15 protein-coding genes and 1 tRNA gene are annotated in these 15,799 nt (G+C 73.4%); 10 read left to right on the top strand and 6 right to left on the bottom strand.

All coding sequences use genetic code 11. The features are described 5' to 3' along the window. On the bottom strand, positions 1 to 1,647 hold a 1,647-nt coding region (locus tag ACFTXQ_RS35210), incomplete at its 3' end, for a serine/threonine-protein kinase (protein ID WP_382649341.1). A 52-nt stretch (positions 1,648 to 1,699) separates the two neighbouring features. Next, positions 1,700 to 1,784, bottom strand: a tRNA-Leu gene (locus tag ACFTXQ_RS35205). A 168-nt stretch (positions 1,785 to 1,952) separates the two neighbouring features. On the opposite strand from ACFTXQ_RS35205, the gene ACFTXQ_RS35200 reads away from it, so the two are divergent. The 3 genes from ACFTXQ_RS35200 to ACFTXQ_RS35190 all read left to right on the top strand — a co-directional run bounded on the left by ACFTXQ_RS35200 (position 1,953) and on the right by ACFTXQ_RS35190 (position 4,636). After that, positions 1,953 to 3,278, top strand: a complete 1,326-nt coding sequence (locus tag ACFTXQ_RS35200) for a M20/M25/M40 family metallo-hydrolase (RefSeq protein ID WP_382649338.1) — start codon at positions 1,953 to 1,955, stop codon at positions 3,276 to 3,278. A 136-nt stretch (positions 3,279 to 3,414) separates the two neighbouring features. Then, positions 3,415 to 3,648, top strand: coding sequence for a chaplin (locus ACFTXQ_RS35195; protein WP_382649335.1), 234 nt, complete (start codon positions 3,415 to 3,417; stop codon positions 3,646 to 3,648). Positions 3,649 to 3,799: 151 nt separating this feature from the next. Continuing rightward, a complete protein-coding gene (locus ACFTXQ_RS35190; protein WP_382649332.1) occupies positions 3,800 to 4,636 on the top strand; it encodes a chaplin family protein in 837 nt (278 codons plus the stop codon). Between the two features lie 48 nt (positions 4,637 to 4,684). Here the strand turns inward: ACFTXQ_RS35190 and ACFTXQ_RS35185 are convergent, their stop codons facing one another. Continuing rightward, complete coding sequence (locus tag ACFTXQ_RS35185) at positions 4,685 to 4,873, bottom strand: DUF5703 family protein (RefSeq protein WP_073774709.1); 189 nt, start codon at positions 4,871 to 4,873, stop codon at positions 4,685 to 4,687. 47 nt (positions 4,874 to 4,920) lie between these two features. Here ACFTXQ_RS35185 and ACFTXQ_RS35180 point away from each other — a divergent pair, with 47 nt between their 5' ends. Further along, the gene (locus ACFTXQ_RS35180) at positions 4,921 to 5,604 is read left to right on the top strand and encodes a hypothetical protein (protein WP_382649329.1); all 684 of its coding nucleotides are present in this window, start codon (positions 4,921 to 4,923) and stop codon (positions 5,602 to 5,604) included. Positions 5,605 to 5,650: 46 nt separating this feature from the next. Here the strand turns inward: ACFTXQ_RS35180 and ACFTXQ_RS35175 are convergent, their stop codons facing one another. Further along, on the bottom strand, positions 5,651 to 7,873 hold the full coding sequence (locus ACFTXQ_RS35175; RefSeq protein WP_382649327.1) for a helix-hairpin-helix domain-containing protein: 2,223 nt from the start codon (positions 7,871 to 7,873) through the stop codon (positions 5,651 to 5,653). Between the two features lie 107 nt (positions 7,874 to 7,980). Continuing rightward, on the bottom strand, positions 7,981 to 8,964 hold the full coding sequence (locus ACFTXQ_RS35170) for an aldo/keto reductase (RefSeq protein ID WP_382649324.1): 984 nt from the start codon (positions 8,962 to 8,964) through the stop codon (positions 7,981 to 7,983). A gap of 107 nt (positions 8,965 to 9,071) precedes the next feature. On the opposite strand from ACFTXQ_RS35170, the gene ACFTXQ_RS35165 reads away from it, so the two are divergent. Together ACFTXQ_RS35165 and ACFTXQ_RS35160 are read left to right on the top strand one after the other, a co-directional pair. Next, on the top strand, positions 9,072 to 10,121 hold the full coding sequence (locus tag ACFTXQ_RS35165; protein ID WP_382649322.1) for an LLM class F420-dependent oxidoreductase: 1,050 nt from the start codon (positions 9,072 to 9,074) through the stop codon (positions 10,119 to 10,121). Between the two features lie 182 nt (positions 10,122 to 10,303). Further along, positions 10,304 to 11,092, top strand: coding sequence for a ferritin-like domain-containing protein (locus ACFTXQ_RS35160; protein WP_382649319.1), 789 nt, complete (start codon positions 10,304 to 10,306; stop codon positions 11,090 to 11,092). An 18-nt stretch (positions 11,093 to 11,110) separates the two neighbouring features. On the opposite strand, the gene ACFTXQ_RS35155 is transcribed toward ACFTXQ_RS35160, so the two are convergent. After that, positions 11,111 to 12,094, bottom strand: coding sequence for a magnesium and cobalt transport protein CorA (locus tag ACFTXQ_RS35155; protein ID WP_382649316.1), 984 nt, complete (start codon positions 12,092 to 12,094; stop codon positions 11,111 to 11,113). 62 nt (positions 12,095 to 12,156) lie between these two features. Between ACFTXQ_RS35155 and ACFTXQ_RS35150 the strand changes: the two genes are divergently transcribed. From ACFTXQ_RS35150 to mshC, 4 genes are all read left to right on the top strand, one after another. Further along, complete coding sequence (locus ACFTXQ_RS35150) at positions 12,157 to 12,861, top strand: histidine phosphatase family protein (protein ID WP_382649313.1); 705 nt, start codon at positions 12,157 to 12,159, stop codon at positions 12,859 to 12,861. Positions 12,862 to 12,950: 89 nt separating this feature from the next. Further along, positions 12,951 to 13,541 (top strand): DUF3090 domain-containing protein, encoded by a 591-nt coding sequence (locus ACFTXQ_RS35145; protein ID WP_382649310.1) that lies wholly within the window; start codon positions 12,951 to 12,953, stop codon positions 13,539 to 13,541. After that, a complete protein-coding gene (locus ACFTXQ_RS35140; protein WP_382649307.1) occupies positions 13,505 to 14,347 on the top strand; it encodes an SCO1664 family protein in 843 nt (280 codons plus the stop codon). The genes ACFTXQ_RS35145 and ACFTXQ_RS35140 overlap by 37 nt, the downstream gene beginning before the upstream one ends. 110 nt (positions 14,348 to 14,457) lie before the next feature. Then, positions 14,458 to 15,687 carry a cysteine--1-D-myo-inosityl 2-amino-2-deoxy-alpha-D-glucopyranoside ligase gene (gene mshC / locus ACFTXQ_RS35135; RefSeq protein ID WP_382649305.1) on the top strand — a complete coding sequence of 410 codons (1,230 nt, stop codon included), beginning with the start codon at positions 14,458 to 14,460 and terminating at the stop codon, positions 15,685 to 15,687. Positions 15,688 to 15,799: the final 112 nt, after the last annotated feature.

Here is a 15,799-nt window from a genome sequence, read left to right as displayed (position 1 = left end):
CTTGGGGAGGAGCCATTTGTCCGGGGTGCCGAGGTGGTGGTTGACGTAGTGCCAGGCGCACATGAACCCGTGCGCGTCGTCTTTGGACACGTCGAACGTGTGCCGGGCCCCCTCGGCACGCGTGAAGCCGTCCCAGGTGAACTCCCACAGGGCGGCCGGCAGCCCGTCGTGCGTCGTCGCGACGACCTTGTTCTCCCGGTAGCCCCGATTGGTGTCCGGGCCGTTCTTGTCGGCGAGCCGCATCACCGCGAGCGGGCCTCCCGCCGACGGCGCCGTCATCTTGATCCCGATCCGCACGGAGCCGTCCGGCGACTCGTAGAAGACGCGCTGGTCGTCGGTGCTGCGCCGGAACCCGGCCGGTACGGCGAGGCTGAAACCCCGCACGTCGGACACGACCTGGTACCCGGCGGGCGCGGGCCGCACCGACCCGCCGGCCACGGCCGGCGGCGACGGGGACGCGGACGGCACCGCGGCCGGGGACACGGACAGCGAAACGGACGGCGACGGGGACGGCGACACCGACACCGACACGGACACGGACGGGCCGGCGGCACCCACCGTCCCACCGGACCCCTTCCCCTGATCCCGGTCGTCCGCGAGCAGCGTGGTCGCCATCACCGTGCCGCCGACCGTCGCGACGATCAGCGCCGCGACCAGCCCCACCCGCAGCGCCGTCCGCCGCCGCCCGGACCGCGCCGGCAGCGGGCCGCCGGGCCGGGTGACCCGCTCGGTCGGCGTGTACGCCGCAGCAGGCAGCGGCCCGGCCCCGTCCTCGCCCGCCGCGCAGGCGGCCAGCATCCGCCCCGCCTCCGCCGCGCCCAGCCGCCGCTTCGGATCCCGCTCCAGCAGACCCCGTACGACCGGAACGAGCGGCCCCAGCCGCGCGGGCGGACGGATCTCGTCGAACACGACGGCGTGCAGGATCCCGCCGATCGAATCCCTGCGGAAGGGCGACTCGCCCGTGACGGCCGCGCACAGCAGGGCGCCCAGCGACCACAGATCGGCCGCCGGCCCGGCCTCCGCGCCCTGCATCCGCTCGGGCGCCGTGTACTCCGGCGAGCCCACGAAGGCCCCGGTCTCGCTGATGGTCGTCGCCCCGGCCAGCCGGGCGATCCCGAAGTCGGTCAGCACCGCGCGGCCGGTCCCCGCCTCCATGAGGACATTGGCCGGCTTCACGTCCCGGTGCAGCACACCGCGGTCGTGCGCCGCCCCCAGGGCCCCCAGCAGCGCGAGCCCGATCCGGGCCGCCTCGGCAGGGGCCAGCGGCCCCGCGGTGGCGAGCCGCTCGGCCAGCGAGCCGCCGTCGACGAGCTCCATGACGATGAAGGGGATCCCCTCGTGCTCCACGACGTCGTGCACGACCACCACGTGCGGATGCCTGATCTGCGCGACGACCCGCGCCTCCCGCAGGGCCCCCATGGCCTGCGTCCCGGCGTCGAGATGGAGCTCCTTGACGGCCACCGGCCGCCCCAGCAGCTCGTCCTCGGCCCGCCAGACGGTCCCCATGCCGCCCCGGCCCAGCCGCTCCCGAAGCCGGTAACGGCCACCGATCACCGTGCTGTTGCCCGGCCCGTCCTGCGCCACGCCGTGTCCCCCGTCCCCCCGTCCGCCGGTCACGGCCATGATGCCGTACGCGGCGCGCGGCACACCGCAGTCCGCAAACGCAAAGAACCCCACCGAAGTGGGGTTCTCGCTCTTGTGTCCGAGGGGGGACTTGAACCCCCACGCCCGATAAAGGGCACTAGCACCTCAAGCTAGCGCGTCTGCCATTCCGCCACCCGGACAAGGTGTCTGTCTCGCGTCCCTCGCGGGCCGTTCCGACGTGGAAAACATTACCAAACATTCCGGGGTCCTCGATCACACCCCCCGGTGACCGGGGATCGCCCTTGGGCGGAGCGGCCCGGAGCGGGAGGATGGGGGCAGTTCGGTACTGATCAGTGGGAGGAAGCAGCGTGAGCGAGTCGAGCGCGGGCAGGACCGTCTCCGGCGAGGACGAGGTCGTCGACCTCTGCCGGGACCTCATCCGGATCGACACCAGCAACTACGGAGACCACTCGGGCCCCGGCGAGCGCAAGGCGGCCGAGTGGGTGGCCGAGAAGCTCGCCGAGGTGGGGCTGGAGCCGCAGATCTTCGAATCGCACAAGGGGCGGGCCTCCACCGTCGCGCGGATCGAGGGGGAGGACCCCTCGCGGCCCGCGCTGCTCATCCACGGGCACACCGACGTGGTTCCGGCCAATGCGGCCGACTGGACGTACGACCCCTTCGCGGGCGAGATCGCCGACGGCTGCGTGTGGGGCCGCGGCGCCGTCGACATGAAGGACATGGACGCGATGACGCTGGCCGTCGTACGCGACCGCATGCGCAGCGGGCGCAAGCCCCCCCGGGACATCGTGCTGGCCTTCCTCGCGGACGAGGAGGCGGGCGGCGTCTACGGGGCCCGCCACCTGGTCGACAAGCACCCGGGGCTCTTCGAGGGCGTCACCGAGGCCATCGGCGAGGTCGGCGGCTTCTCCTTCACCGTGAACGAGAACCTGCGGCTGTACCTGGTGGAGACCGCCCAGAAGGGCATGCACTGGATGCGGCTCACGGTGGAGGGCACCGCGGGCCACGGCTCCATGACCAACAACGACAACGCGATCACGGAGCTGTGCGAGGCCGTGGGGCGGCTCGGCCGCCACACGTGGCCGGTGCGCGTGACCAAGACCGTGCGCAGCTTCCTGGACGAGCTCTCGGACGCGCTCGGCACCCCGCTGGACCCGGACGACATGGACGCGACGCTCGCCAAGCTCGGCGGCATCGCCAAGATGGTCGGCGCCACCCTGCGCAACTCGGCCGCCCCGACCATGCTCGGCGCGGGCTACAAGGTCAACGTCATCCCCGGCCAGGCGACGGCCCACGTGGACGGCCGCTTCCTGCCGGGCTACGAGGACGAGTTCTTCGCCGACCTCGACCGCATCCTCGGCCCGCGCGTGAAGCGGGAGGACGTGCACGGGGACAAGGCGCTGGAGACGGACTTCGACGGCCGTCTGGTCGATGCCATGCAGGGCGCCCTGAAGGCCGAGGACCCGATCGCGCGGGCCGTCCCGTACATGCTCTCGGGCGGTACGGACGCCAAGTCCTTCGACGACCTGGGCATCCGCTGCTTCGGCTTCGCGCCGCTCCAGCTGCCGCCGGAGCTGGACTTCGCCGGGATGTTCCACGGCGTGGACGAGCGGGTGCCGGTCGACGGACTGAAGTTCGGCGTCCGGGTCCTCGACCGATTCATCGACAACGCCTAACGCCCGGGAATCGCAGAGGTGTGCGCAAACCACTGGGAAGAGTGAATGCGCTCATACGCTCGTAGCCCCGGTGATCCCTCCTCGTTACAGGTGGTGCGGTCCGCGGCTGGGACCGCATTGCCTACTAGGAGGAACAATGATCAAGAAGGTTGTGGCCGCTGCCGCTGCCACCGGTGGCCTGGTTCTCGCGGGCGCGGGTCTCGCCGTCGCCGACGCGGGTGCGCAGGGTGCGGCCATCGGCTCCCCCGGCGTCCTGTCCGGCAACGTCGTCCAGGTTCCGATCCACATCCCGATCAACGTGTGCGGCAACACCGTCAACGTGATCGGCCTGCTGAACCCGGCCTTCGGCAACACCTGCGTCAACGCCTGACGCTCCTGAAGTCCTGAGCCCCGGAACGCACTCCAGCGTTCCGGGGCCGCCGGGCTTTCCGGCCCGGAACCTCAGTTTCGGCGTACCAGGCGGGGGAGCCTCGTACGGCCTGTACGTCGACCGATACGTGCACACCAGGGGACGAGTACAGATGCGACGACCGGCACAGGTCACCAGGAAGACCCTGATCACCATGGCTGCCGCGGGGGGTGTCCTCGCCATGGGCGGGGGGTACGCACACGCGGACTCCGGCGCCTCGGGGCATGCCGCGAACTCTCCGGGACTGCTGTCCGGGAACACCGTGCAGGCGCCCGTGGACGCGCCGGTGAACGCGTGCGGGAACTCCGTGACGGTGGTCGGGGGCCTCAATCCGGCCTTCGGGAACCACTGCTTCAACGGTTCGGGCCACGGCGGCAAGCCGGAACACCCCGGGCACCCGGGACACCCCGGCAACCCGGGCCACCCCGGGCACCCCGGACACCCGGGCGGTGGCGACGACGGGGACGAGCCGTGCGACGACCACCCGGGACACCCCGGCAATCCGGGCAACCCGGGGCATCCGGGAACCCCGGGCCACCCCGGCAACCCGGGCCACCCGGGTACGGAGAACCCCGGAAACCCGGGTCACCCGGGTCAGCCGGGCAACCCCGGTACGGAGACCCCCGGCAACCCCGGCACGCCGGGCGGGGAGCACCCCGGAAACCCGGGTACGCCGGGCGGGCACACGCCGGGGACCCCCGGTACGCCCGGTACTCCCGGTACGGAGGCCCCCGGCCACGGCGGCCAGAACCCCGGGACGCCGGGTACCGGCTCCGTCACCCCCGTCACGCACCCCGGCCCCGCCACCGGCGGGAGCGGCACCCCCGGCCAGTCGGCCGGTCTCGCCGCCACGGGCGCCGGCGACGTCCTCACCGCCGGCCTCCCGCTCGCGGGCGGCCTGCTGCTGGGCGGCGCCGTCCTCTACCGGCGCGCCCGCAACGCCGCCTGACGGGCACTCACGACGCGGGCCCCGGCGCCGGGGCCCGCGTCATCCGCGTCACCAGGTCGCGCGGACCTGGCGGATGATCCGGCGGCGCAACCGCACGCGGCGGCTGCCGTCCCGGTGCAGGCTGAGGCGGTCGAGCTCCCAGTTCCCGTACTCGGCATGGTCGGTCAGCAGGCGGGTCGCCTCCTTGCGGGGAACCCCGCGAGGCACGTACACGTCGACAAATTCGTATTCCGGCATCGCATCTATTGTGCGGGCAGAGCCCTGCTACGGATAGCGTCTGCTCTATGTCTGATGCCGCTCTGCCCACTGTTGCCGAGGTACGCGCCGCCGCCGAGGCGGTCAAGGCCGCACTCGACCGCCACCTCGACGCGGTCGAGCGCAGGACCGGGGACGAGGACCCGGAGGTCTACGCCGCGTTCAACGAACTCGCCGCCGCGGCCGAGGAGTACGACGAGCTCCTCTACGACCGCTACGACGAGGTCACCCCCTTCGAGATCCCCACGCCCGAGGACGGTGTCCCGTACACCGGCCCGGCGGAGCCCGCCGCCTTCAGCGTGCTCATCCGCCGCGACTACGCCGTGGTCGAGCCGCCGCGGCTGATCGCGCAGGCCGAGCGGGTCGCCGCGCACGACCGCGAGGCCGAACTCGTCCACGACGGCGGCACGGCCGGGGCGCTGGGCGTGCTCTTCGGGGAGTACGAGCCCGACGAGATCGCCTCCCGCTACAAGGAGTTCGGGCTGGAGGAAGGCGATTCCACGCTCTGGATCGCGGCGTTGGAGGAAGCAGCCGAACCGGGGGAGTGGCTCGGCTCGCCCTTCGAGCACACCGATCCGGAGGACGTCCTCCACCGCTTCGACGTCAGCGCAGTCTTCGACGAGGAAGACGAGGAAGACGACGAGGACGATGACGAGGACGATGACGAGGACGCCGAAGACGAGGCCACGGAGCGGGGGTTGACCCCCGCCTGATCCGCCGGCGGCCCCCGTCCCGAGAAGGGTCGGGGGCCGCTTCCGGCTACTGCGGCTGCTCGCCGGCCGCCGACGCCGCGAGGGCCGACAGCAGGCCCGTCAGCCGGGTCGTGCGCGGCTTCGGCAGCACCTCCGCCACCGCGCGCGGCAGCGCCTGGTCCACGCCGTGCACCACCGACAGGTGCCGCTCGGCCCGCCCGAACGCCGTGTACACCCAGTCCCGGGACAGGGACTGCGCCGCGTCACCCGGCAGTACGACGACCACCGCGGGCCAGCGCGCGCCCACGGCCTGGTGCGCCGTGACCGCCCAGCCGTGCCGCACCCGGGCCTCGACGAGCTCCTTCGGTACGACGACCCGCTCGCCCTCCCGGTCCAGGTGCAGCCCCTCCGCGTCGGCCGACACCACCCGGGCCGGCAGGGCCCGCCCGGGCGAGGGCACGTGGACGACCCGGTCGCCGGGGTCGAAGCCGCCGAACCGGCCCGGGCCGGGGTTCAGCCGCTCCTTGAGGGCGGCGTTCAGCGCCCGGGTCCCCGCGGAACCGCCGTGGCCGGGGGTGATCACCTGCACCCTGTCGGCCGGGATCCCGAAGGCACGGGGCACCGACTCGGCCACCAGCTGGACGGCACGGTGCACGGCCTCACCGGCGTCGCGCACCGGGACGATGACGACCTCCTTGCCGGGGGCGTCGACCTGGTTCAGCTCGCCGATGCCGATGCCCGAGACCAGCTCGCCGATCGGGCCCGGATCCGGGACGCGGGAGACCACCTGGGGGCAGGCGCGGGCCGCCAGGAGATCGCCGAAGACCCGCCCGGCCCCGGCGGAACCGAGCACCCCCGGATCGCCGGAGAGAACCAGACGGGCCCCGTCGGGGACGGACTCCACCAGTGCGGCGGCGGTCTCCACGTCGAGCTGGGGCGCGTCGAGGACGACGAGCAGGTCCAGCGCGAACTGCCCGTCGGCGTCCCGGCCGGGGCCCTCCGTGCCCGACAGCAGCCCGGCCACGGTGACTCCCCCGGCGGAGGGGGCGTGCGCGGCCAGGCAGGCGCGCAGGCCCAGCTCGCGGGCGGCCGCCAGCAGGGCGAGCGGCTCGGCGCGGGCGGCCTCGCCGCCGGTGTGGGCGACCAGGCCGTGCGCGGCGACCGCGCGGATCAGCTCGGCGCCCGGTCCCGGCGCGGCGGCCTCCTCCCAATCGGCCGTGCCGTCGAAGGTGTTGGCGATCCGGGCCAGGCCGTCGGCCAGGCTCTCCTCGGCCATCGCGGAACCCTCCAGGCCCACGAGAATGCGTACGGGCTGCTCCTCGCCCTCCGGCACCGGGGCACCCAGCGGCTCGTGGAAGACCAGCACGGAGCCCTCGCCGATGGCCTGCTCCAGGGCCTCGGCGGGGTCCGGAACGCCGTACTGGGCCAGGGCCTTCTCCAGGACCGGGGCCTCCAGCGCGGTGTGCCCCTTGAGGCCGGCCTGGACCAGCAGCCAGCCCACCAGGGCGGTGGTGCGGCGCTCGTCGCCCGGGCCGGCCTCGGGGCCGAGGAGGGCGCGGGCGAAGCCGTCGGCCTGGGCCGGCCGGACCGCGGGGACCGCCAGCAGCTGCCAGGGGTTCTCGGCGAGCTGCTCGGCGGCGCCGTCGCCGAGGGCCGCCGCGGCGGGGGCGGCGAGGGTCTCGGGGGCGCCGCCGCGGGCCAGGAAGGCGCGGACGGAGTCGACGGCGTCGGCGGACGGGGCGGCGGCCGCCGCCGGGGCGGGGGCCGGCTTGCGGGTCGGCGGGGGAGTCGGGGCCGCCCTGCGCGGCGCGGCCGGGGCCTCGTCGAAGTACAGCGCGGGCGGCTTCTCCCCGCTCTCCACGGCCCGTACGGCGGCCAGCAGATCGGCGGCCTTCCCGCTGAGCTTCGCCCCGGCGTCCACGGGACCCTCCCGCTCGGCCTTCCGCCGCGCGATCCGCTCCCGCTCGACCTTCTGCGCGGCCAGTTCGGCGGCGGCCTCGCTCAGCGCGGGCGCCGCCGCCTCGCTGGAGTCGCCCGTGGCCTCCGCGTCGGCGGGCTCGGGGTGCGCGGTGGGCCCTGCGGGGCTTTCCCCCACCCCGCCCCTTCCCGAAACCAGGGGCTCCGCCCCTGGACCCCGCTCCTGGCCTTCGCCGCGGCCCGGGCCTCCGGCCCCTTCCGCGGGCTCGGCCGCCGACCCTTCGTCCCCGCCGCCCGCGGCGGGCTCGCCGGACGGCGGAGTGGCAGCCGGCTCGGGGGTGTTGGGGTCGGCCGGGGCGGCTGCTGGGGTCATGGGGGTGTCCTCCGTGCTGCTCGGTCCGGCCTGGGCCGAGCCGGGGCCGGCTTCCTCCGCGGCAGCGGCAGCGGCAGCGGCAGCGGCTTCGGCTTGGCGGTCCGTACTCACAGCGTGCTCCAGTCCTGGTCGGGGTAGCGGTGCACCGGAGCCGACACATCGTCCAGCGCCCGGCAGATCTCCTCCGGAAGACTAAGGGCCTCCACCGACAGAGCCGCCCCGAGCTGCGCGGACGTCCGCGCGCCGACGATCGGCGCGACCACCCCCGGCCGGTCCCGGATCCACGCCAGGGCCACCTGGAGCGGGGTCACCGCCAGGCCCTGGGCCGCCGTCACCACCGCGTCCACGATGCGGCCCGCCGCCTCGTCGAGGTACGGGTCCACCAGCGCGGCCAGGGTCCGCGAGGCGCCGCGGGAGTCCGCCGGGATGCCCTCCCGGTACTTGCCGGTGAGGACCCCTCGGCCCAGCGGGGAGGAGGGCAGGAGCCCGACGCCGAGGTCCAGCGCGGCCGGCAGCACCTCCCGCTCCACGCCCCGCTGGAGCAGGGAGTACTCCATCTGCGTGGAGGCCAGCCGGGTCCGCGCCCCCGGCGCCGCGAGCTGCCAGGTCGCCGCCTTCGCCAGCTGCCAGCCGCTGAAGCCGGCGACCCCGGCGTAGCGGGCCCGGCCGCTCGACACCGCCAGGTCCAGCGCCTGGAGGGTCTCCTCCAGCGGGGTCGCCGGGTCGAAGGCGTGGACCTGCCACAGGTCCACGTAGTCCGTGCCCAGGCGGGCCAGGGAGTCGTCCAGGGCGGACAGGAGGTGGCCGCGGGAGCCGTCGAACCGCCGGTCCGGATCCGGCACGCTGCCGGACTTGGTCGCGATGACCAGGTCCCGGCGCGGCACGAGCCCGTCCAGCAGCCGCCCGAGGAGGTACTCCGCCTCCCCGCCGCCGTACACGTCGGCCGTGTCGACGAGCGTGCCGCCCGCCTCCCAGAACGTCTTCACCTGCTCGGCGGCGGCTTCCTCACCGGTGTCGCGGCCCCAGGTGAGGGTGCCGAGGCCGATCCGGGAGACGCGCAGTCCGGTGCGGCCGAGATGCCTCTGCTCCATGGACGCTGAGACTACTGGGGCACTGACGCGGCGGGACCTGGCACGCTACAGTCCCCGCAGACCAACGTTACTGATCGGTAAACCGGCACACCGTAAGGGGACGACACATGAGGCTCGGCATCAATCTCGGCTACTGGGGCGCGGGCATGGACGCCGACAACCTCGCCGTCGCGCAGGAGGCCGACCGCCTCGGCTACGACGTCTGCTGGGCCGCCGAGGCCTACGGCTCCGACGCGGCGACGGTACTGGCCTGGGTGGCCGCGCAGACCGAGCGGATCGACGTCGGCTCCGCCATCTTCCAGATCCCGGCCCGCCAGCCGGCGATGACCGCGATGACCGCCGCCACCCTGGACTCCCTCACCAAGGGCCGCTTCCGTCTCGGCCTCGGCGTCTCCGGCCCCCAGGTCTCCGAGGGCTGGTACGGCGTCAAGTTCGACAAGCCGCTCGCCCGCACCCGCGAGTACGTCGAGATCGTCCGCAAGGCCATGTCCCGCGAGCGGCTGAGCTACGAGGGCGAGCACTGGACCCTTCCGCTGCCCGGCGGCCCCGGCAAGCCGATCAAGCTGACCGTGCACCCGGAGCGCGAGCACATCCCGCTCTACATCGCGGCCATCGGACCCAAGAACCTCGAGCAGACCGGCGAGATCGCCGACGGCGCCCTGCTGATCTTCCCGGCCGCCGAGCACCTGGAGGAGACGGCCCTGCGGCACATCCGCGCGGGCCGCGCGAAGGCCGGGCTGACCATGGACGGCTTCGACGTCTGCCCGACCGTGCCGCTCGCCGTCGGCGAGGACGTGAACGCCCTCGCCGACATGTTCCGCCCGTACACCGCCCTGTACGTCGGCGGCATGGGCAGCCCGAAGCAGAACTTCTACAACCAGCTCGCCCAGCGGATGGGCTACGAGAAGGAAGCCGCCGAGATCCAGACCAAGTACCTGGGCGGCGACAAGGACGGGGCGGCCGCCGCCGTCCCGCACTCGCTGATCGACTCGACCACGCTGCTCGGCCCCGTCGAGCGGATCGCGGACGGGATGCGGGCCTACGCCGAGGCCGGGGTCACCACCCTCACGCTCGCCCCGGCCGGATTCACCCTGGACGAGCGGATCGCCGCCCTGCGCGCCGGCACCGAGGCCATGGAGCGCGCGGGCCTGGCCTGATCTCCGGGCCCTGCGGCCGTGGTGGGGGCTCGGGGGTCTTCCCCGCCACGGCCGACACAGCCAACAACGCCGCGGGCGCCCGCCGGGTTACGCACCGGGGTCCATCCCCCCTTTTCGTTCATTCGGACGAGCCGCGCGACCCATCGGTTGCCCGCCCCCGCGGGCGGGGTTTGACTCGGAGCATGCTCTCTGCCCGCAGCCTGTTCCAGGAGATCGTCGACAACGACGACTCCTTCCAGCTGTTCTGCTCCATCGCCGCCAGCGGGGAGTCCCAGGGCGGCTGGGAGAACGCCCGCATCGCGGCCCTCGTCCCGGAGGGGATGCGCGATCTCACGCCCAAGATCACCCGGCACGGCGCCGACGAGGACAAGCACGGCCGGATCTTCAACGCCCTGCTGCGCAAGCGCGGCCTGCCGCCCGTCCCCGTACCCCCGGAGACGGACTACACGATGCTCCTGGAGCGCAGCGGCATCGGCCTCGCGCACGAGAAGCTGCGCCGGGACGAGCCGCTGACCGAGCGCGACATCGTGGTCTACCTCTCCCACAGCCGCGTCACCGAACAGCGGGCCGCCGACCAGATGGACATGCTGGTCCGGCACTTCGGCGACCATCCCGAGGTCGGCAAGGCCATCCGCATGATCAGCCACGACGAGGACAACCACCTCGCCTACTGCCACGAGGAGTTGCTGCGCCTGGCCCGGGCGGGCCACGGCCGCACCATCCAGCAGGTGCTGCGGGAGAGCGCGCTGGTCGAGATCGCCGTCTACCGGGACGTGAGCCTGGCCGTCATGCGCCACATGGGGCGGCTGCTGCACTGGCCCGCGCCCAAGGCGGCCGCGCTCGCCGCCGGCATCCGCGGCATGTACGCCTACGAGCGCTTCGCCGGCTGGCACCGGATGGTCGCCCTGCACATGCCGGAGCGGCGCGACGCGCTGGGCGGCGCTCCGGTCACCTCACCCGAGTTCGCCTGAAGCCCGGCCCGCCCGGCCTCAGAGCCAGCCGCGGCGTTTGAACAAGCGGTGCAGGCCCACGCACAGGGCCACCATGACCACCAGCACCGCCGGATAGCCCCAGGTCTGCTTGAGCTCCGGCATGTCGTCGAAGTTCATGCCGTAGATCCCCGCCACCATCGTGGGGACCGCCGCCATCGCCGCCCAGGCGGAGATCTTGCGCATGTCGTCGTTCTGCCGGACCCCCATCTGCGCCAGGTGCGCGGCCAGCGCGTCCGACAGCAGCCGGTCCAGGCCCTCGATGTACTCGTTCGCCTTGGTCAGGTGGTCGGCGACATCGCGGAAGAACGGCTGGGAATGCTCGTGGACGAAGGGCACCTCCCCGAAGGCGAGCCGGTCCATCGGCTGGAGCAGCGGGCTCGTCGCCCGGCGGAACTCCAGCACCTGCCGCTTGAACCCGTAGATCCGGGCGGCGGTGTTCTTGGTGTCCAGGGAGTTGGGGGCGAAGACCTCCGCCTCCAGCTCCTCCAGGTCCGCCTGGAGTTCGGCCGCCACGTCGATGTAGTGGTCCACCACCGCGTCGGACACCGCGTACAGCACCGCCGTCGGGCCGTGCCGCAGTACGTCGGGCTCGTGCTCCAGCCGCCGCCGTACGGCCGCCAGCGGGGAACCCTCGCCGTGCCGGACGGTGACGACGAAGGAGTCGCCGATGAAGACCATCAGCTCGCCCGCGGTCACCGTGTCGGACGCCTCGTCGTACTGCACCGGCTTCAGGACGACGAACAGCGAATCGTCGTAGACCTCCAGCTTCGGCCGCTGGTGCGCGGTCAGCGCGTCCTCCACCGCCAGCGCGTGCAGGCCGAACTCGCTGCGGACGTGGTCGAATTCCTTCGCCGTCGGCTCGTGCATCCCGACCCAGAGGAAGGCGTCACCGGTCGCGCGCGCCTCGTCGAGGGCGTCGGAGAAGTCCTCCGGTCCCTCGGTACGCCGGCCGTTCCGATAAATCGCGCAGTCCACAATCACCCGGGCATTCTTCCCTGCCCCGGCCCCGCCCGCACGCCGGCGGCACCGCTTAGGCTGGCGCCATGGCCACGCTGATCCTCGTACGACACGGGCGGTCCACCGCCAACACCGCCGGACTGCTCGCCGGATGGACCCCGGGAGTGACCCTCGACGAGCGCGGCGCCGCGCAGGCCGCCGCGCTGCCCGGACGGCTCGCGGGGGTCCCCCTCGCCGCCGCCGTCACCAGCCCGCTGGAACGCTGCCGGGAGACCCTCGCCCCGCTGCTGGCCGCCCGGCCGGAGCTGGAGCTGCACACCGACGAACGGATCGGCGAGTGCCACTACGGCGACTGGTCGGGCCGCAAACTCTCCGAACTGTCCGATGAACCCCTGATGAAGATCGTCCAGCAGCACCCGTCAGCGGCGGCCTTCCCCGGCGGCGAGTCCATGCGCGCCATGCAGGCCCGCGCCGTGGACGCCGTACGCGACTGGAACGCGCGGATCGAGGAGGAGCACGGCAGCGACGGCGTGTTCCTGATGTGCTCGCACGGGGACATCATCAAGTCCCTTGTAGCCGACGCCCTGGGCATGCACCTGGACCTCTTCCAGCGCATCCACGTCGACCCCTGCTCGGTCACCGCCATCCGCTACACCCCGACCCGGCCGTTCCTCTTCCGGCTGGGCGACACCGGGGACTTCGGCTCGCTCGTGCCGCGCCCGGCCGCACCGGACAAAGCAGTGGAAGACGGCGGGAACGCGGTCGTGGGAGGCGGCGCGGGCGCGGCGTGATCGAACGGCGCAGTAGGGTGGACTGGCCTTCCAAAAACGCAGCCCCCGCGTGCAGTACCGCCCCTGCCGCCGAGATTTGGAGACTGGACGTGCCCCGTCAGGTGTTCCTCTACGACCCGCCGGACCGCTTCGTGGCCGGCACGGTCGGCTTGCCTGGACGCCGTACGTTCTTCCTGCAGGCCTCCTCCGGCCCCCGCGTCACCAGCGTCTCGCTGGAGAAGACCCAGGTCGCGGCACTGGCCGAGCGGATGGACGAGCTGCTGGACGAGGTCGTACGGCGCACCGGGGGCAACGCCCCGGTCCCCGCCGTCGCCCCCGCCGAGGCCGCCGACACCGCGCCCCTGGACGTCCCGGTCGACGAGGAGTTCCGCGTCGGCACCATGGCCCTGGCCTGGGACGGCGAGGAGCAGCGGATGATCGTCGAGGCGCAGGCGCTCGTGGAACTCGAGGCCGACTCGGACGAGGATCTCGCCGAGGCGGAGGAGCGGCTGCTGCAGGACGAGGAGAACGGCCCGCCGATGCTGCGGGTCCGCCTCACCGGCGCCCAGGCCCGGGCCTTCGCCAAGCGGGCCCTGGACGTGGTCAACGCAGGCCGCCCGCCGTGCCCGCTGTGCAGTCTGCCGCTGGACCCGGAGGGGCACGTGTGCCCGCGCCAGAACGGCTACCGGCGCCAGGCGTGAGCGCGACGGGGGAACACGAGGAGCTGCTCACCAAGGGTGAGCTGACCGTCGTCGGCCGGATACGGGAGGCGTCCAACGCCGTCCTGCTGTGCACGGTCACGTACGCGGGCGTCAGCGCCGACTGCGTATACAAGCCGGTGAAGGGCGAGCGCCCGCTGTGGGACTTCCCCGACGGGAACCTCGCCCAGCGCGAGGTCGCCTCCTACCTGGTCTCCGAGGCCACCGGCTGGGGCCTGGTGCCCACGACCGTGCTGCGCGACGGACCGTACGGGGAGGGCATGGTCCAGCGGTGGATCCACACCCCCGAGGACGAGACGCCCGGCGAACAGCTCCTCGCGCTCGTCGAGGGCGAGGAGGCGGGGGAGGGCTGGAAGCCCGTCGCCTTCGCCGAGGTCGGCGAGGGCCGCACCGCCCTGCTCGTCCACGCCGACGACCCCCGGCTGCGGCGGCTCGCCGTCCTCGACGCCGTGATCAACAACGGCGACCGCAAGGGCGGGCACCTGCTGCCCGGCCCGGACGGGCGGCTCTACGGCATCGACCACGGGGTCACCTTCCACGCCGAGGACAAACTGCGCACCCTCCTGTGGGGGTGGGCGGGGGAGCCGCTGACCGCCGAGGCGTGCGAGGTCCTGGTCTCCCTGACCGCCGAGCTGGCCGAGGGCGCCCCGCTCGCCACCCGCCTGGCCGAACTGATCACGGCGGTCGAGCTGGCCGCCGTACGGGACCGGGTGGCGCAGCTGCTGCGCACCGGGGTCCACCCGCAGCCGTCCGGGCAGTGGCCGTCGATCCCCTGGCCGCCGGTCTGAACCGGCCAATTGCCACACGCATAGATCCGGCCAAACCGCAAGAGTGCCGATCAAGACAACAGTGCAGGTCCGGTTCGTTTCCGGAACATCCGTCCGGTTAGGCTCGAGACATGCATGCCTGGCCCGCTTCTGAGGTCCCCGCCCTTCCTGGCAAGGGCCGCGACCTCAAGATCCACGACACCGCGACCCAGGGGACGATCACCCTCGCCCCCGGTCCCGTCGCCCGTATCTACGTCTGCGGCATCACCCCGTACGACGCGACCCACATCGGTCACGCGGCGACCTACAACGCGTTCGACCTCGTACAGCGCGTGTGGCTCGACACCAAGCGGCAGGTCCACTACGTCCAGAACGTCACGGACGTGGACGACCCGCTCCTGGAGCGGGCGCTGCGCGACGGCCACGACTGGACCGAGCTCGCCGAACGCGAGACGGCCCTCTTCCGCGAGGACATGACCGCCCTGCGCATGCTGCCGCCGCAGCACTACATCGGAGCCGTCGAGGCCATACCCGGCATCGTGCCGCTGGTCGAGCGGCTGCGGGACGCGGGCGCCGCGTACGAGCTGGACGGCGACATCTACTTCTCCGTCGAGTCCGACCCGCACTTCGGCGGGGTCTCCAACCTCGACGCCGAGGCGATGCGGCTGCTGTCCGCCGAGCGCGGCGGCGACCCGGAGCGGCCGGGCAAGAAGAACCCGCTCGACCCGATGCTGTGGATGGCCGCCCGTCCGGGCGAGCCGAGCTGGGACGGCGGCTCGCTGGGCCGCGGCCGGCCGGGCTGGCACATCGAGTGCGTGGCGATCGCCCTGGACCACCTGGGCATGGGCTTCGACATCCAGGGCGGCGGCTCCGACCTGGCGTTCCCGCACCACGAGATGGGCGCCTCGCACGCGCAGACCCTGACGGGCGAGTTCCCGATGGCCAAGGCGTACGTGCACGCGGGCATGGTGGCCCTGCACGGCGAGAAGATGTCGAAGTCCAAGGGCAACCTGGTCTTCGTCTCGGCGCTGCGGCGGGCCGGGGTCGACCCGGTGGCGATCCGCCTCGCCCTCCTGTCGCACCACTACCGGGACGACTGGGAGTGGACGGACGCCGTCCTGGACGCGGCGGTCGCCCGCCTGGAGCGCTGGCGCGCGGCCGTGTCCCGCCCGGACGGGGTCCCGGCGGACGGCTTGGTCGAGGAGGTCCGCGAGGCCCTGTCGAACGACCTGGACGCCCCTGCCGCGCTCGCGGCGGTGGACCGCTGGGTGGAGCGGCAGCTGGCCTCCGACGAAACGGACGAGACGGCCCCGGGCCTGGTCTCCCGCACGGTGGACGCCCTCCTGGGCGTAGCCCTGTAGCCCCGGGCAGGGGGCGGTCGCCGCTGCGCGGAGCCGTCCCCTATCCGGGCGCGGCTCACTACACGGCGCTACCGCGCCCGCGCCTCAAACGCCGGCGGGGCTGGATAGATCC

It is taken from the genome of Streptomyces sp. NPDC057010 (assembly GCF_042673805.1).
Taxonomy (GTDB): Bacteria; Actinomycetota; Actinomycetes; order Streptomycetales; family Streptomycetaceae; genus Streptomyces.
This window is presented reverse-complemented; position numbering and strand designations above follow the sequence as displayed.